The sequence below is a fragment of the Bradyrhizobium sp. Leo170 genome, assembly GCF_004296405.1.
Taxonomy (GTDB): Bacteria; Pseudomonadota; Alphaproteobacteria; order Rhizobiales; family Xanthobacteraceae; genus Bradyrhizobium.
This window is the reverse complement of record NZ_PSRR01000176.1, coordinates 1-17,046: the sequence shown is the minus strand read 5'-3', so window position 1 is coordinate 17,046 and position 17,046 is coordinate 1. Positions and strand designations below refer to the sequence as shown.

Annotated in this window: 11 protein-coding genes and 1 pseudogene; 4 read left to right on the top strand and 8 right to left on the bottom strand. The window is 63.8% G+C overall.

Features of this window, described 5'->3' with window-relative positions; all coding sequences use genetic code 11:
- Positions 1 to 262 precede the first annotated feature (262 nt).
- The 6 genes from CWO89_RS25900 to CWO89_RS25875 form a co-directional block, all read right to left on the bottom strand.
- Positions 263 to 1,888: an ABC transporter ATP-binding protein gene (locus CWO89_RS25900; protein WP_130581480.1), complete on the bottom strand. Its 1,626-nt coding sequence runs from the start codon at positions 1,886 to 1,888 to the stop codon at positions 263 to 265.
- 8 nt (positions 1,889 to 1,896) lie between these two features.
- A complete protein-coding gene (locus CWO89_RS25895; protein WP_130581479.1) occupies positions 1,897 to 3,075 on the bottom strand; it encodes an ABC transporter permease in 1,179 nt (392 codons plus the stop codon).
- On the bottom strand, positions 3,075 to 4,184 hold the full coding sequence (locus CWO89_RS25890; RefSeq protein ID WP_130581478.1) for a microcin C ABC transporter permease YejB: 1,110 nt from the start codon (positions 4,182 to 4,184) through the stop codon (positions 3,075 to 3,077). Before CWO89_RS25890 ends, CWO89_RS25895 begins: the two co-directional genes overlap by 1 nt.
- A gap of 3 nt (positions 4,185 to 4,187) precedes the next feature.
- Positions 4,188 to 6,053, bottom strand: coding sequence for an extracellular solute-binding protein (locus CWO89_RS25885; protein ID WP_130581477.1), 1,866 nt, complete (start codon positions 6,051 to 6,053; stop codon positions 4,188 to 4,190).
- A 14-nt stretch (positions 6,054 to 6,067) separates the two neighbouring features.
- Positions 6,068 to 7,897 (bottom strand): extracellular solute-binding protein, encoded by a 1,830-nt coding sequence (locus tag CWO89_RS25880; RefSeq protein WP_463700238.1) that lies wholly within the window; start codon positions 7,895 to 7,897, stop codon positions 6,068 to 6,070.
- 269 nt (positions 7,898 to 8,166) lie between these two features.
- Positions 8,167 to 8,712, bottom strand: coding sequence for a c-type cytochrome (locus CWO89_RS25875; RefSeq protein ID WP_130581476.1), 546 nt, complete (start codon positions 8,710 to 8,712; stop codon positions 8,167 to 8,169).
- A gap of 202 nt (positions 8,713 to 8,914) precedes the next feature.
- Between CWO89_RS25875 and CWO89_RS25870 the strand changes: the two genes are divergently transcribed.
- Complete coding sequence (locus tag CWO89_RS25870; RefSeq protein WP_130581475.1) at positions 8,915 to 9,655, top strand: 3-deoxy-manno-octulosonate cytidylyltransferase; 741 nt, start codon at positions 8,915 to 8,917, stop codon at positions 9,653 to 9,655.
- A 132-nt stretch (positions 9,656 to 9,787) separates the two neighbouring features.
- A complete protein-coding gene (locus CWO89_RS25865) occupies positions 9,788 to 10,648 on the top strand; it encodes a prephenate dehydratase (RefSeq protein ID WP_130581474.1) in 861 nt (286 codons plus the stop codon).
- 9 nt (positions 10,649 to 10,657) lie between these two features.
- Here CWO89_RS25865 and CWO89_RS25860 read toward each other — a convergent pair.
- Positions 10,658 to 11,676 (bottom strand): annotated as a pseudogene (locus CWO89_RS25860) (LLM class flavin-dependent oxidoreductase).
- A gap of 386 nt (positions 11,677 to 12,062) precedes the next feature.
- On the opposite strand from CWO89_RS25860, the gene metF reads away from it, so the two are divergent.
- Positions 12,063 to 12,959, top strand: coding sequence for a methylenetetrahydrofolate reductase [NAD(P)H] (gene metF / locus CWO89_RS25855; RefSeq protein WP_130581473.1), 897 nt, complete (start codon positions 12,063 to 12,065; stop codon positions 12,957 to 12,959).
- Between the two features lie 4 nt (positions 12,960 to 12,963).
- Positions 12,964 to 16,818 (top strand): methionine synthase, encoded by a 3,855-nt coding sequence (gene metH / locus CWO89_RS25850; protein ID WP_130581472.1) that lies wholly within the window; start codon positions 12,964 to 12,966, stop codon positions 16,816 to 16,818.
- A 34-nt stretch (positions 16,819 to 16,852) separates the two neighbouring features.
- Here the strand turns inward: metH and CWO89_RS47110 are convergent.
- A partial coding sequence (locus CWO89_RS47110) for a hypothetical protein (protein ID WP_207234566.1) occupies positions 16,853 to 17,046 on the bottom strand: 194 nt, incomplete at its 5' end.

The window sequence follows — 17,046 nt, the reverse complement described above, 5'->3', positions numbered from 1 at the left end:
CCACCACCAGCGGCCCCGGGTTACGCTGACGCTCCACCCGGGCTACGACGCCAATGCGTGTCGAGCACGGGGGCCTCATCCTTCGAGACGCCGCTTCGCGGCTCCTCAGGATGAGGGGAAACACGGTGCTCTCGGGACGGTCAGACGTTGCCGCAGGCTAAACTGCCCGCCCCTCATGGTGAGGAGGCGCCAACGGGTCCGCGCGAAGCGCGGCCCGATGACAGGCTTCGCGCCGTCTCGAACCATGAGGCCCAACTGTCACTCAGGTCGCCACCGCGCCATTGCCGGCCGTCTCCAGGCGGAAGGCGGCGGCGAAGAGGGCGCGGGTGTAGTTGCTCTTCGGATTCTTGAACAGCTCGGAGGCCGGCCCCTCCTCCTCGACCTTGCCGGACTTCATCACGATCAGATGGCTGGCGAGCGACGCCACCACGCGCAAATCGTGCGAGATGAACATGTAGGTGAGGTCGCGCTTGCGCTGCAATTCGCGCAAGAGGTCGACCATCTGCGCCTGGAACAGCATGTCGAGCGCGCTGGTCGGCTCGTCCAGCACCACGAAATTCGGCTCCAGCACCACCGCGCGCGCGATCGAGATGCGCTGGCGCTGGCCGCCGGAGAACTCATGCGGATAGCGGAAGCGCCATTCCGGCTTGAGGCCGACATCCGTCAGTGCCTTGATCACCCGCGCCTCGCGCTCTCCGGCCGACAACTGGCGCTGATGAACAGTCAGCCCTTCAGCCACGATGTCGCCGACCGACATGCGCGGGCTCAGCGCGCCGAACGGATCCTGGAACACGATCTGCATGTCGCGGCGGAACGGGCGCATCTGCTTGAAGCGCAGGCCCTGGATGTTGCTCCCTAAGAACACGATCGGCCCGTCGGAGGAGATCAATCGCAGCAGCGCGAGCCCCAGCGTGGTCTTGCCCGAGCCGGATTCGCCGACCACGCCGAGCGTCTCGCCCTTGCGCACCGCGATGCTGACGCCGTCGACCGCCTTGATATGACCGACAGTGGAGCGCAGCAATCCGCGCTTGATCGGGAACCAGACCTTCAGATCATCCGCCGAGATCACCACCGGCTGGTCCGGGCGTGGCGGCGCCGGATCGGGCTTCGGCTCTGCGGCGAGAAGATCGCGCGTATAGGGATGCTTGGGCGCGGTGAAGACCTGCTCGACCGGGCCGTGCTCGACGATCTTGCCACCATTCATGACGCAGACGGTGTCGGCGATGCGGCGGACAATGCCAAGATCATGGGTGATGAACAGCATGCTCATGCCGAGCCGGGTGCGGATCTCGGCCAGCAGCGCCAGGATCTGCGCCTGCACGGTGACGTCGAGCGCCGTCGTCGGCTCATCCGCGATCAAAAGGTCGGGCTCATTGGCGAGCGCCATCGCGATCATCACGCGCTGGCGCTGGCCGCCGGAGAGCTGATGCGGATAGCTCTGCAGCCGCGTCTCAGGCTCGGGAATGCCGACCTGCGTCAGGAGCTCAATGGTGCGCGCCCGCGCCGCCGCGCCGCGCACGCCGCTGTGCAGCGACAGGATCTCGCCGATCTGCCCCTCGATGGTGTGGAGCGGATTGAGCGAGGTCATCGGCTCCTGGAAGATGATCGAGATGTCGTTGCCCCGCACCTCGCGCATCTCTCGCTCCGAGGCGGTAAGAAGGTCACGGCCCTTGAAGCGGATGGTGCCGGAAGGATGCGACGCGGCCGGATAGGGCAGCAATTTCAGGACCGACAGCGCGCTGACGGACTTGCCCGAGCCGGATTCGCCGACCAGCGCGAGGCATTCGCCACGCTTGATCGAGAACGAGACATGGTCGACCGCGATCGACGGGCCGAACGCGACCGAGAGGTCGCGGACATCGAGCAGCGGCTGGTTGATGGCGTCCATGAGCTGCCCTACCTGAACGTCTTGCGCGGGTCGAAGGCGTCGCGCGCGGCCTCGCCGATGAAGATCAGGAGCGAGAGCATGATCGCGACCGAGAAGAAGCCGGTGAAGCCGAGCCACGGCGCCTGCACATTGGCCTTGCCCTGCGCCAGCAACTCGCCGAGCGAAGGCGAGCCCGGCGGCAGGCCGAAGCCCAGGAAGTCCAGCGCGGTCAGCGTCATCACCGAGGATGAGACGATGAACGGCAGGAAGGTCATGGTCGCCACCATCGCGTTCGGCAACAGGTGGCGGAACATGATCACCGCATTGGAGACGCCGAGCGCGCGCGCCGCCTGGATGTACTCGAAATTGCGCCCGCGCAGGAATTCCGCACGCACCAGGCCGACCAGCGACACCCAGGAGAACAACAGGAGGATGCCGAGCAGGATGAAGAAGCCCGGCGGCAGCACCGCGGAGATGATCAGAAGCAGATAGAGCGAGGGGATCGCGGTCCAGACCTCGATCAGGCGCTGGAAGGTGAGATCGATCCAGCCGCCGAAATAGCCCTGCACGCCGCCGGCGGCGACGCCGATGATCGAGGACAGGATGGTCAGCGTCAGGCCGAAAAGCACCGAAATGCGGAAACCGTAGATCAGGCGCGCAACCACGTCGCGACCCTGGTCGTCGGTGCCGAGCCAGTTGTATTCGAGGTCGCGGCAGCCGCTAAGGTGCTTCCTCTCGACCACCTCCTTGCACTGCTCTTCGGTCAGGAGCCAGGTCGGCTTCGACGGCGCCGGCGTCGGCAGATCGAGATTGTGGGTGTCGTAGGAATAACGGATCGGCGGCCAGATGATGGTGCCGCCCTTGGCCGCGATCTGCTTCTGCAAGTAGGGATCGCGGTAGTCAGCCGTGGTCTCGAAATCGCCGCCGAACGTCGTCTCCGCATAGTTGAAGAGCACCGGCCAATAGAGCCGGCCGTCATATCTGACCATCAGCGGGCGATCATTCGCGATGAAGTTGGCGAACAGCGAGACCACGAACAGCACCAGGAAGATCCAGAACGACCAGTAGCCCCGGCGGTTGGCCTTGAAGTTCTGCCAGCGGCGCTTGTTGAGCGGCGACGGCTCGAAGGGATGGCGGCTCGGCGGCACGGCCTCGCCGAGCGGCGATTGCGTGGTGGTCTCGACGGGTTGGGGCGCGAGCATCGTCATCAGACTTCCCTCGCCTCGAAATCGATCCGGGGATCGATCCACATGTAAGCGAGATCGGAGATCAGGTTCACGACCAGGCCGACCAGCGAAAAGATGAACAGCGTGCCGAACACCACCGGATAGTCGCGGTTCAGGACGCTCTCAAAGCCGAGCAGGCCGAGCCCGTCGAGCGAGAAGATGGTCTCGATCAAAAGCGAGCCGGAGAAGAAGGCGTGGATGAACGCGCTCGGGAAGCCGGCGATCACGATCAGCATCGCATTCCGGAAGATGTGGCCGTACAGCACCTGCGTCTCGCTGCAGCCCTTGGCGCGCGCGGTCATGACATATTGCTTGCGGATCTCGTCCAGGAACGAGTTCTTGGTCAGCAGCGTCATGGTGGCAAACGCCCCGAGCGCCATCGAGATCAAGGGCAGCGTGATGTGCCAGAAATAGTCGAGGATCTTCCAGTACCAGGGGAATTGCGACCAGCCGTCCGAGGTCAATCCGCGCAAGGGGAACACGTTGAAGAACGAGCCGCCGGCGAACAGGATGATCAACAGGATCGCGAACAGAAAGCCGGGAATCGCAAAGCCGACGATGATCACCGCCGAGGTCCAGGTGTCGAACCGTGAGCCGTCCTGCACGGCTTTGCGGATGCCGAGCGGGATCGAGATCAGATAGGTCAGCAGCGTCATCCAGATGCCGAGCGACATCGACACCGGCAGCTTCTCCTTGATGAGCTGGATCACGCTGACGTCGCGGAAATAGCTCTTGCCGAAATCGAAGCGGGCGAAATTCCATACCATCAGCGCGAAGCGCTCGGGCGCCGGCTTGTCGAAGCCGAACTGCTTTTCGAGATTCTTGATGAAGGCGGGATCGAGCCCCTGCGCGCCGCGATATTTCGAGTTGACGGCGTCCGCCGAGGCGCCGCCTGGCGCGCGCGCGGCAAAATCGCCTCCGGAAGAACCCGAAACCCGCGAAGAGCCGCCGGTATCGGCGCCGGAAAGCTGCGCCAGCACCCGCTCGACCGGCCCGCCGGGCGCGAATTGCACGACCACGAAGGACACGAAGAGGATGCCGAGCAGCGTCGGCACCATCAGGAGAATGCGGCGGGCGATATAGGCGGTCATGTCTTACTTCGCCTGTTCGGCGTTGGCGGCCTTGGCCGGGTCGATCCACCAGTTCTCCGGCGCTCCCACGCCTTGCGCGTAGCGCGCCGGCTTCGGCGGATGGGCGAACAGGTCCCAATAGGCCACCTTGTGCGTGTTGGCGTACCATTGCGGCACCCAATAGCGCCCGGCGCGGAACACCCGGTCGAAAGCGCGGCAGGCGGTGGTCAGTTCCGCCCTGGTCTCGGCGGCGATGATCTTCTCGACCAACGCATCGATCACCGGGCTGGAAATGCCTGCGAGGTTATAGGAGCCTTTGGTGTTGGCGGCCTGCGACGAAAAGAACGCCCGCATGACATCGCCCGGCGTCGCCGACATCGAAAAGCGCTGGATGGTCATGTCGAAATCGAAATCCTCCAGCCGCGCGCGATACTGCACGGCATCGATCAGCCGGAAGGTGGCGTCGATGCCGAGCACGGCAAGGTTCTTGATGTACGGCCCGTGATGGGGCTGGATCGAGGCTTCGTCGTTGAGGAATTCGATGGTGAAAGGCTCGCCGTTCGGCAACAGCCGCTTGCCGTCCTTGACCACGCAGCCGGCCTCGTTGAGCAATTGCGCCGCCTTGCGCAGCAGCGCCCGGTCCTGCCCCGAACCGTCGGACACCGGCGGCACGAAGGGCATGCCGAACACCTCGTCCGGCACCTGGCCGCGGAACGGCTCCAGCAGCGCCAGCTCTTCCGGCGACGGCGGGCCGGACACCATCATGTCCGAGTTTTGGAACGGCGAATGGGTGCGCGCATAGGCGCCGTACATGATGGTCTTGTTGGTCCATTCGAAATCGAAGGCATAGATCAGCGCCTCGCGCACGCGCGGGTCTTTGAACTTGTCGCGGCGCATGTTGATGAACCAGCCCTGCGCGCCCGACGGCGTCTCGTCCGGCAACAGCTCGCGCTTGACGCGGCCGTCCTTGATCGCGGGAAAATCATAGCGCGTCGCCCAGATGCGGGCGGTGAGTTCCTCGCGATAGAGATAGTTTTTGCCCGTGAAGCCTTCGAAGGCGACGTCGCGGTCGCGATAGAACTCGTAGCGGACGGTATCGAAATTGAAGCTGCCGCGGCAGACCGGAAGATCGGCAGCCCACCAGTCCTTGACGCGATCATATTCGATGAAGCGGTTGACCTCGAACCGGCCGACCTTGTACGGCCCGGAGCCGAGCGGCGTATCGAGCGTCGATTCCTCGAACGGCCGATTGGCGTAATAGGCCTTCGAGAAGATCGGCAGGCCCGCGACATAAAGCGGGACGTCGCGCGCGCGCTTCGGCGCGAAGCTGGCGACGACGGTCGCATCGTCGAGCGCCTCGGCCTTGATGAAATCGCGGAGCTGAACCAGGACCATCGGGTGGCCCTTTTCCTTCAGCGTGTTCAGCGAGAAGGCGACGTCGTGGGCAGTCAGCTTCGAGCCGTCATGAAATCGCGCCTCGGGGCGGATCGTGAAAGTATAGCTGAGCTTGTCGGGCGAAATCCGCACCGACTTCGCCGCGAACCCATACATCGCATCAGGCTCGTCGCTGGCGCGCCCCATCAACGTCGCAAACGTCATGCCCATGCCCTGCGCCCCCTCACCTTTGAGGACGTAGGCGTTGAGCGAATTGAACGTGAAATAGGACTGGTTATAGTCGCGGACCGACGGGATCAGCGAGAACATGCCGCCCTTCGGCGCATTGACGTTGACATAGTCGAAATGGTGGAAGTCGGCGGGATATTTCAAATCGCCGAACGCCGACATGCCATGCATCTCGACGCCATTATCGGCGGCTGCCGGACGAAGCCGCGTCGCGCATAGCGCACCGATGCCGAGACCGAGCGCGTGCCGACGGGTGAATAGCGCCATGCGCGAAAAACCCCTCAAGACCGTTTGCCGATCCGGTTTGCCTTGTCCACGTCATACCACCACAATGAGGGCAGGCCGGAGCGCGCATATTTCGGCAGTTCCGCGTGGCCGAAGCGATCCCAGAGCGCATAGCGCGCGTAGGGATAGCCGAACTGCGGCACCACGTAGAAATTCCAGAGCAGCACCCGGTCCAGCGCCTTGGTCGCGGCGACGAGGCTGGCACGGTCCTTGGCGAAGATGACCTTCTCGATCAGCGCATCTACTGCCGGGTTCTTGATGCCGATGGTGTTCTTGGATCCCTGCTGATCCGCGGCCTGCGAGCCCCAGAATTCGCGCTGCTCATTGCCGGGCGAGAGCGACTGGCCCCAGAGGTCGGTGATGATGTCGAAATCGAAACTGCGGATGCGGTTCTCGTACTGCACGTCGTCGACGACACGGATCGAGGCAGTGACGCCGATGCGTTCCAGCGACGGCTTGAAGAACAGCGCGATCCGCTCGGAGGAAGGATCCTGCACCAGGATCTCCACGGTCACCGGCTTGCCCGACGGATCGACCAGCTTGCGCTCGCGCACCTCGAAGCCGGCCTCCTTCAACAGCCTGGTGGCCTCGCGCAAATTGGCGCGCACCGCTTCGGGGTTGCCGCCGATCGGGTTCGTGTACGGCGTCGTGAAGACTTCCGGCGGCACCTTGTCGCGCACGGTCTCGAGGAGCTCGAGCTCCTGCCCCTGCGGCAAGCCGGAAGAGGCCAATTCTGTGCCCTCGAAATAGCTGTTGATGCGCTTGTACTGACCATAGAAGAGCTGCTTGTTCATCTCCTCGAAATCGAACGCAAAGTTGAAGGCGCGCCGGAGACGCGCGTCCTTGAATTGAGCGCGGCGCAGGTTGAGCACGAAACCCTGCATGCGGCCGGAATCGTTGATTGGAAACTCCTGCTTGACGACGCGTTTCTCGGTCACGGCCGGGAAGTCATACGCAGTCGCCCACTGCTTCGCCGAGTTCTCGGTGATCCAGTCCGCCTGGTCGGCCTTGAAAGCTTCGAGCGCGACGACGTTGTCGCGGAAGAATTCGAAACGCAGCTCGTCGAAATTATTCTGGCCGATCTGGACCGGCAACTTGGCGCCCCAATAGTCCTTCACGCGCTCGAGCCGGACCGAGCGGCCGGCGACGAAATCAGCGATCCGATAAGCGCCCGAGCCGAGCGGCTTCTCCAGCGTAGTCGCCGAAACATCGCGCTTGCGGCCCTGGCTGTCGGTGCCTTCCCAGTAATGCTTCGGCAGCACCAGCAATTCGCCGACGATGTGCGGCAATTCGCGATTGCCGGGAGCGTCGAAGGTGAATTTGACGTCGCGCTCGCCGGTCTTTTCGGCCTTGGTCACGTGCCGGTAATAGGAGGAATAGAACGGGCTTTGCTTCTTCAACGTCTCGAGCGAGAAGATGACGTCCTCCGGCGTCACCGGCTTGCTGTCGTGCCAGCGCGCTTCCTTGCGCAGCCGGTAGATCACCCAGCTATAGTCGTCGGGATGGGATGCGCCTTCGGCGAGCAGGCCATATTCGGTCGCGATCTCATCCTGCGAGCGCGACATCAGCGTCTCATAGATCATGATCGCGGCCGGCGCGATCGAGCCCTTCACGCCCATCACCGCGACGTTGAAGTTGTCGTACGTGCCGAGCGAGATGATCCGCGCGACGCCGCCCTTCGGCGCATCCGGATTGACATAGTCGAAACGCTGGAAGCCGGCCGGATATTTGATATCGCCGAACAGTGACAGCGCGTGGCGCCACGCCGGCTCACTGCCTCCCGGGTCCGCCTGCGCGCTCGACATCGCCGGAATGCCGGCTGCCATGCCCATCATGGGGGTCAGCGCGGCCACCGCGCCGGTCTGCAGAAGGTGTCGTCGGGTAATGGCCAAGGGGAGCTTCCTGTCGTGAACCGGGGTTACGCACTAAGTGCGTAATATAGGGCAAGGTTTCGGCGGATTATGTTGCTTTTTCCTCATCTTGGAAGCCTGGGGGCCATCACGTGTGCGGCGAAACGTCCCGATGACAACCTGCGATCCATACGGAAACGGCCAGGCAATGCCTGGCCGTTCCGATTGAATCCATGAGGGAAATGCTATTTCGACGCGGTCGGCAGCGGCTGGGGATGATCCGACAGCGAATTCAGGTAGGCGATCACGTCTGCGCGCTCGCTGTCCTTCGGAATACCGGCGAAGCCCATCGCGGTACCCGGAATGAAACCCTTCGGATTGGTGAGGAACTTGTTGAGGTCGTCGAAAGTCCAGGTGCCGCCCTTGGCCTTCATCGCGGCCGAGAAGTTGAACCCGCGTCCTTCGCCCCGGGGCTCGCCGACGATGCCGAAGAGATTGGGGCCGACGCGGTTCGGGCCGCCCTTTTCGAAGGTGTGGCAGGCTGCGCACTTCTTGGCGGCCGCCGAGCCCTTTTCCACAGAGGCGGTCTGCAGCAGCTTCTCGATCGGCTCGGAGGGTGCGGCGGCTTCCGCCGGTCCGCCCTTGCTCGCCTCTTTCACGGCGATCTCGAAACCGGGCTTCTCCAGCGGCTTCGGCGTGAACACCGCCTGCGCGCCAAAGCTCGTCACCAGGACAATGAGGCAGGTGCCGAGGATCGCACCGAGAATTTTGTTGAGTTCGAAGGAGTCCATTTCGGATCAGGCTCCAGGCCTAAAATGTCGACTTCAGGCGGGCCGAATGGCCGCGGGGGTGAGCCTCGGAATCAGCCCTCGTCGCGCCTCCCCCGAGCAGAGTTGAGATATCGGTTTGCCTGCGCTCTGGCAACCCGTATAAACGCGCCGGCTTTTACCCTGTCCCCACCCTGATTCCTGCCGCCGGCAGGGTTTCGATACGATGGCTGACTCGCGGATTTTGGTGCTGATTCCCGCCCGCATGGCGGCCACGAGGCTGCCGGGCAAGCCGCTCCTCGACATTGCCGGCCAGCCGATGATTGTCCACGTATTGCGCCGGGCGGAAGAAGCCAACATCGGCCGGGTCGCGGTCGCGACCGATACGCCGGAGATCGCCGCTGCCGTCACGGCGGCCGGCGGCGAGGTGGTGATGACCCGCGCCGATCACCCCTCCGGCTCCGACCGCATCTTTGAGGCCGCAACCACGCTCGATCCGCAAGGCAAGGCGGGGATTGTGGTCAATCTGCAGGGCGATTTCCCGACCATCACGACGGACACGATCCGCGCCGTGCTGCCGCCGCTCGACGACCCCGCAGTCGATATCGCGACCCTCGCCTCCGAGATCCACACCGAGGAGGAAAGCCTCAACCCGAACGTGGTGAAGGCGGTCGGCTCGCCGATCACGGCAGGACGGCTGCGCGCGCTCTATTTCACCCGTGCCACGGCGCCGTTCGGCGACGGGCCGCGCTACCACCATATCGGCCTCTACGCTTATCGCCGCGCCGCGCTGGAGCGGTTCGTGAGGTTGCCGCCCTCGCCCCTGGAACAGCAGGAGAAGCTCGAGCAGCTCCGCGCGCTGGAGGCCGGGATGCGGATCGACGTCACCATCGTCGACACGGTGCCGCGCGGCGTCGACACCCCGGCCGACCTCGAAACCGCCCGGCGGATACTGGCCAAAACCTGAACCGCTGCTAGAGCATGATCCGGAAAAGTGGAAACCGGTTTTCCGAAAAGATCATGCTCAAACAAAGAGATGAGATCATGATTCGGTTCCGAAGAATCGGATCATGATCTAAAACCTCGCCAGGAAAACGATATGACCAAGAAGCTGAAAATCGCCTTCCAGGGCGAGCCCGGAGCCAATTCCCACATCGCGATCGTCGAGGCCTATCCCGACGCCGAGCCGATGCCCTGCCCGACCTTCGAGGACGCGCTGTCGGCGATTTCCTCCGGCGAGGCCGATCTCGGCATGATCCCGATCGAGAACTCGGTCGCCGGCCGCGTCGCCGACATCCACCATCTGTTGCCGGCCTCCGGCCTGTTCATCGTCGGCGAATGGTTCCTGCCGGTCCGGCATCAGTTGATGGCGGTGAAGGGAACAAAGCTCTCCGACATCAGGAGCGTGGAGAGCCATGTGCATGCGCTCGGCCAGTGCCGGCGCATCATCCGCAAGCTCGGCGTCAGGCCGATCGTCGCCGGCGACACCGCCGGCAGCGCTCGGGACATTTCCGAGCGTGGCGACAAAAGCGTCGCCGCCATCGCCTCGCGCCTTGCCGCCGACATCTACGGCCTCGATATCCTGGCCGAAGACATCGAGGACGAGGCCCACAACACCACCCGCTTCGTGGTGCTGGCACGCAAAGCCAGATGGGCCGAGCAGGATTCGGGCCCGCTGGTCACGACGTTTGTATTCCGGGTGCGCAACCTGCCCGCGGCGCTCTACAAGGCGCTCGGCGGCTTCGCCACCAACGGCGTCAACATGACCAAGCTCGAAAGCTACATGGTCGACGGCAATTTCTTCGCCACACAATTTTATGCCGACGTCGACGGCCACCCCTATGATCGTGGGCTGGCCTTCGCGCTCGAAGAGCTGAAATTCTTCTCCCGCGAATTCCGCATCGTGGGCGTCTATCCCGCCCACCCCTTCCGCGCAACCTTCAGCGAGAAGGCGGATTGATACACACCGTTAGGCCGCCGCTTTCTTCGCAAGCCCGAACGCATCCGCCAGCAGGCTGTACGACTTCTTCCGCGCCTCGTGGTCATACACGGCGGTGATGATCATCAGCTCATTCGCCTCGGTCGCCGCGATCAGCGGCTGCAGCTTTGCCATCACCGTCGCCGGGCTGCCGACGAAAAAGCGCGAGCGGTTGCGGGCGATCGAAGCGCGCTCGGCGTCGGTGTAGGGATAGGCCAGCGCCTCCTCCACGCTCGGCAGCGGCAGATACTGGCCGCGATCCCGGCGCAGCCGGTTGAGGTCCATCGATAGCGCCAGCTTTTCCGCCTCTTCATCGGTCTCAGCCGCCACGGCTGCCACCGCGAGGATCGCCTGCGGGGTTTGGCGCCAGGGCGACGGCTTGAAATGGGCGCGGTAGTTGGTCATCGCATCGACCGCGTCATGGGTCGCGAAATGATGCGCGAAGCCGAAACCCATGCCGACCTGCGCAGCGAGCTCGGACGAATAGCCGCTGGAGCCGAGCAGCCAGATCGGCGGCAGCGGCGAATCGTCGGGCATCGCCACCACATTGTTGAAGGGGTGGCCGGACGGGAACTCGCGCGTCTCCCACAGCGTCAGTTCATGCAGTCGCTCCAGGAAATCATCGCCCTCGCGGCGATCGAGCCGGCTCCGCAGCGCGTAGGCCGTGGCGCCGTCAGTGCCGGGCGCGCGCCGAGGCCAAGGTCGATGCGGCCGGGGAACAGCGCCTCCAGCATCTTGAAGCGCTCGGCGACCACCAGCGGCGCATGGTTGGGCAGCATCACGCCGCCGGAGCCGACGCGGATGTTCCTGGTGACGGCAGCGATCTGCCCGATCATCAGGTCCGGCGCGGGGCTCGCGACGGAGGCGAGGTTGTGGTGCTCGGCGAGCCAATACCTGATATAGCCGAGCCCATCGACATGGCGCGCCAGATCGATGCTGTTGCGCAGCGCTGCGGCGGGCTTTGTGGCTGTGGTGACGACCGAAAGGTCCAGGACGGAAAGCGGAATCATCGCGGTAAGCTAGGGCGGCACATTGAAACCACAAAGCCCCTCCGCGTGCAGATCAGCTCCGCGACGCCCCGAAGCGGAGCGGCCACGTCGACAGTGGGACAAAACGTCGTTAATCCGTAACAATTCTTCCTTGCCCACACCCAAGGAGGGAACCGAATTGACCGGAACGTTATAGAAACAGGCTATAATTTTTGGATTTTTGCGATAAGCCGCGAAACCTATACTCCTGCCCACCGCAAATTGAAGTTCTCGCACTGAGCTAACAGATTCACTCAAAGTGGGCCATTTCCCATTCCTGATGGGCTGTTTGCCCGCCCCGCTTTGCCCTATCTTACCGTCTTGACCACCCAGCCTGTGCCGATTGTCCCGTGGAGTTTGTGAGAGCCATGACCGAGGTTGCCGCCCCGCCGTTCAGGACTCCCGCCATTTCCTTCGAGTTCTTCCCGCCGAAGACCGAGGAGATGGAACGCAACCTTTGGGACACGATCAACCGGCTGGCGCCGCTGTCGCCCACCTTCGTCTCGGTGACCTATGGCGCCGGCGGATCGACCCGCGAGCGCACCCACTCGACCATCGCCCGCATCCTGAACGAAACCACGCTGTTGCCGGCGGCGCATCTGACCTGCGTCAGCGCCTCGCGCGGAGAGATCGACGAGATCGTCGACCGCTATCACGAGGTCGGTGTCCGCCACATCGTGGCGCTGCGCGGCGACCCGCCGGGCGGCATCGGCACGCCTTATTACACCCATCCGGACGGCTACCAGAGCTCGCCGGAGCTGGTCGCCGGCATCAAGAAGCGTCATCCCGATATCGAGATTTCGGTCTCGGCCTATCCGGAGAAACATCCGGAGAGCGCGAATTTCGACGCCGACATCGACACGCTGAAGGCCAAGGTCGATGCCGGCGCGACGCGCGCCATCACCCAGGTGTTCTTCGACAACGATCTCTATTTCCGCTACCTCGACCGGGTGCGGGCTCGCGGCATCGAGATCCCGATCGTGCCGGGCATCATGCCGATGCACAATTTCAAGCAGGCCCGCAATTTCGTCACCCGCGCCGGCACCACGGTGCCGGACTGGTTCGCCGCAAAATTCGAAGGCCTCGATGACGACGCCGAAACCCGCAAACTGGTGGCGGCTACGGTTGCCGCCGGCCAGGTGCAGAAGCTCGCAAAACACGGCGTCGATACCTTCCATTTCTACACCATGAACCGCGCCGATCCCGTGTTCGCGATCAGCCATCTGCTCGGCATCCGTCCGAACGGCGCGAAGAAAGCTGCCTGATCAAATGACCGTACCCGTTTCTCCCAAGCGTACCGCCCTCATCGCCGCTGCACGCGAGCGCATCCTCGTGCTCGACGGCGCCATGGGCACGATGATCCAGGGCCTCCAGTTCGACGAGGCTGCGTTCCGCGGCGAACGCTTCAAGGATTTCCACCGCGACATCAGGGGCAACAACGACATCCTGATCCTGACGCAAGCGCAGGCGATCGAGGACATCCACGCCGCCTATCTGCGCGCCGGCGCCGACATCGTTGCGACCAACACCTTCTCCTCGACCTCGATCGCGCAGGCCGACTACGACATGTCGGACTTCGCCTATGAGCTCAACCGCGAGGGCGCCAGACTCGCGCGCGCCGCCGCCGAGAAGGTGAGTGCGGAGGACGGCAGGCCGCGGTTCGTCGCAGGCGCCCTGGGGCCCACCAACCGTACCGCCTCGATCTCGCCCGACGTCTCCAATCCCGGCTATCGCGCCGTGACGTTCGACGATCTGCGCAAGGCCTATGGCGAGCAGATCAACGGCCTGCTCGACGGCGGCGCCGACCTGCTGCTGGTCGAAACCATCTTCGACACGCTCAATGCCAAGGCCGCGCTCTACGCGATCTCCGAGATCGCTGAAGAGCGCGGCATCGACGTGCCCGTGATGATCTCGGGCACCATCACCGACAAATCCGGCCGCCTGCTCTCGGGCCAGTTGCCGGAGGCGTTCTGGAATTCGGTGCGGCACGCCAAGCCGATCACCATCGGCTTCAACTGCGCGCTCGGCGCGGAGGACCTGCGCAGCCACATCGCCGATATCGGCCGCGTCGCCGCTACGCTGGTGTGCGCTTATCCGAATGCCGGCCTGCCCAACGAATTCGGGCAGTATGACGAGACGCCGGAATATATGGCGCGGCTGATCGGCGAGTTCGCGCGCGATGGCCTCGTCAACATCGTCGGCGGCTGCTGCGGCACCACGCCGGACCATATCGCTGCGATCGCCGCGGCGGTGGCGCCGCACAAGCCGCGCGTCGTCCCCGAGATCGAGCCGCGCCTGCGGCTCTCGGGCCTGGAGCCGTTCGCGCTGACCGACGCCATTCCTTTCGTCAATATCGGCGAACGTACCAACGTCACGGGCTCGGCGCGCTTCCGCAAATTGATCACCGCAGCCGACTATACGGCCGCGCTGCAGGTTGCGCGCGACCAGGTCGAGAACGGCGCGCAGATCATCGACGTCAACATGGACGAGGGCCTGCTCGATTCCGAGAAGGCGATGGTGACGTTCCTCAATCTCGTCGCCGCCGAGCCCGATATCGCCCGCGTGCCTGTGATGGTCGACTCGTCGAAATTCGCCGTGATCGAGGCTGGCCTGAAATGCATCCAGGGCAAGCCGGTGGTGAACTCGATCTCGATGAAGGAGGGCGAGGAGAAATTCATCCACGAGGCCACGATCGCAAAGCGCCATGGCGCGGCCGTCGTGGTGATGGCATTCGACGAGACCGGGCAGGCCGACACGTTTGCGCGCAAGACCGAAATCTGCAAGCGCGCCTATGACATCCTGGTCAACCGGCTCGACTTCCCGGCGGAAGACATCATCTTCGATCCCAACATCTTCGCGATCGCGACCGGGATCGAGGAACACAACAATTACGGCGTCGACTTCATCGAGGCCGCGCGCTGGATCCGCCAGAACCTCCCCGGCGCGCATATTTCCGGCGGCGTCTCCAATCTCTCGTTCTCGTTCCGCGGCAACGAGCCGGTTCGCGAGGCGATGCACTCGGTATTCCTCTATCATGCCATCAAGGCCGGCATGGACATGGGCATCGTCAATGCCGGGCAGATGATCGTCTATGACGACATCGATCCCGAGCTGCGGCAGGTGTGCGAGGACGTCATCCTCAACCGCGACCCCGGCGCCTCCGAGCGCCTCCTCGCGCTCGCCGAGAAATTCCGCGGCAAGGAGAAGCAGAGCAAGGAAGCCGATCTCGCCTGGCGCGAATGGCCGGTCGAGAAGCGGCTCAGCCACGCGCTGGTGCACGGCATCACCGAATTCATCGAGGCCGATACCGAGCAGGCGCGACAAGCATCTTCCCGTCCGCTCGACGTCATCGAAGGCCCGTTGATGGCCGGCATGAACGTGGTCGGCGATCTCTTCGGCGACGGCAAGATGTTCCTGCCGCAGGTGGTGAAGTCGGCGCGCGTCATGAAGCAGGCGGTCGCCTATCTGATGCCGTTCATGGAAGAGGAAAAGGCGCGCAACCTCGCCAATGGCGTAACCAGCGACGGCCGCAATGCCGCCGGCAAGATCGTGCTCGCGACGGTGAAGGGCGACGTCCACGACATCGGCAAGAACATCGTCGGCATCGTGCTGCAGTGTAATAATTTCGAGGTCATCGACCTCGGTGTGATGGTGCCGGCGGCAAAAATCATCGAGACGGCGAAGGCCGAAGGCGCTGATATCATCGGCCTCTCCGGCCTGATCACGCCCTCGCTCGACGAGATGAGCTTTCTCGCCGGCGAGCTGGAGCGTGAGGGCCTGAACCTGCCGCTCCTGATCGGCGGCGCCACCACCAGCCGCGTCCATACCGCCGTGAAGATCGATCCGAACTATCCGGGCGGGCCGGTCGTGCATGTCAACGACGCCAGCCGCGCCGTCGGCGTCGCTTCCTCGCTGCTCTCGCCCGAGAAGCGCACGGCCTATGCCGCCGATATCCGCGCCGAATACGCAAAGATCTCCGCCGCGCATTTCCGTGCGCAGCAGGACAAGAAACGCCTGAAGCTTGCGCAAGCCCGCGCCAATGGCGTGAAGATCGACTTCGCCAAGGTGCCGCCGAAGAAGCCCACCTTCTTCGGGCGCAAGAGCTTTGACGCCTACGATCTGGCCGAGCTTGCAAAATTCATCGACTGGACGCCGTTTTTCCAGACCTGGGAACTGACCGGGCGCTTCCCGGCCATTCTCGACGATCCCAAGGTCGGCGAGGTCGCGCGCTCGCTTTACGATGATGCCCAGAAGATGCTTGAGCGCATCATCGAGGAGAAATGGTTCACGGCCCGCGCCACCATCGGTTTCTGGCCCGCCAATGCCGAAGGCGACGACATCGCCGTCTATGCCGACGAGACACGGAAAAAGAAGATCGCGACCTTCCATACGCTGCGCCAGCAGCTCGAGAAGCGCGAAGGCCGCTTCAACGCCGCGCTGTCGGATTTCATCGCGCCCGTCGGTTCGGGCGTGCCTGACTATATCGGCGGCTTCGTCGTCACCGCCGGGATCGGCGAGGACGCGGTCGCCGACCGCTTCAAGAACGCCAATGACGATTACTCCTCGATCCTGTGCAAGGCGCTGGCCGACCGCCTCGCCGAAGCCTTTGCCGAGCGCATGCACCAGCGCGTGCGCAAGGAATTCTGGGGCTACGCGCCCGACGAGGCGCTGGCGTCGGACGAGTTGATCCTGGAGAAGTATCACGGCATCCGCCCGGCGCCAGGGTATCCCGCACAGCCCGACCACACCGAGAAGCAGACGCTGTTCGCACTGCTTGATGCGGAGAATACGGCCGGCGTGACGCTGACGGAGAGCTTTGCGATGTGGCCGGGCTCTTCGGTCTCCGGCCTCTATTTCAGCCATCCCGAGAGCTTCTATTTCGGCGTCGGCAAGATCGAGCGCGACCAGGTCGAGGACTACGCCGCACGCAAGGACATGACGGTTGCCGAGATCGAGCGCTGGCTCGCGCCCGTGCTGAACTACATCCCCTCGCAGGACGCGAAGCAGGCAACGCCGGCGCTCGCGCCGGTCGCCACTCCCGCCAACGATGTCACCTCGCACCCACCCGGCTGCACCTGCGCCGTCCATCTCGCCTGGCGCAAGAAAGCCGTCGGCGCGGGTTAGGGCGCCATCTGCCCCACGCGGGGTGGGTTCTGATTCAACTGTCAAACAGCTTTCCGCTGTCATCGTCCGCGAAGGCGGACGATCCAGTATTCCAGAAACAGCAGTGCTTGAGCCGAGAGGCTGCTGGATACTGGATGCCCGCCTTCGGGGGCATGACGGTGGAGTAGTGGTGAGAGGATGTGAGTTCGCGTTCTCGCGGCGTGATGCGCCCGAGCTTTGCTTCACTTT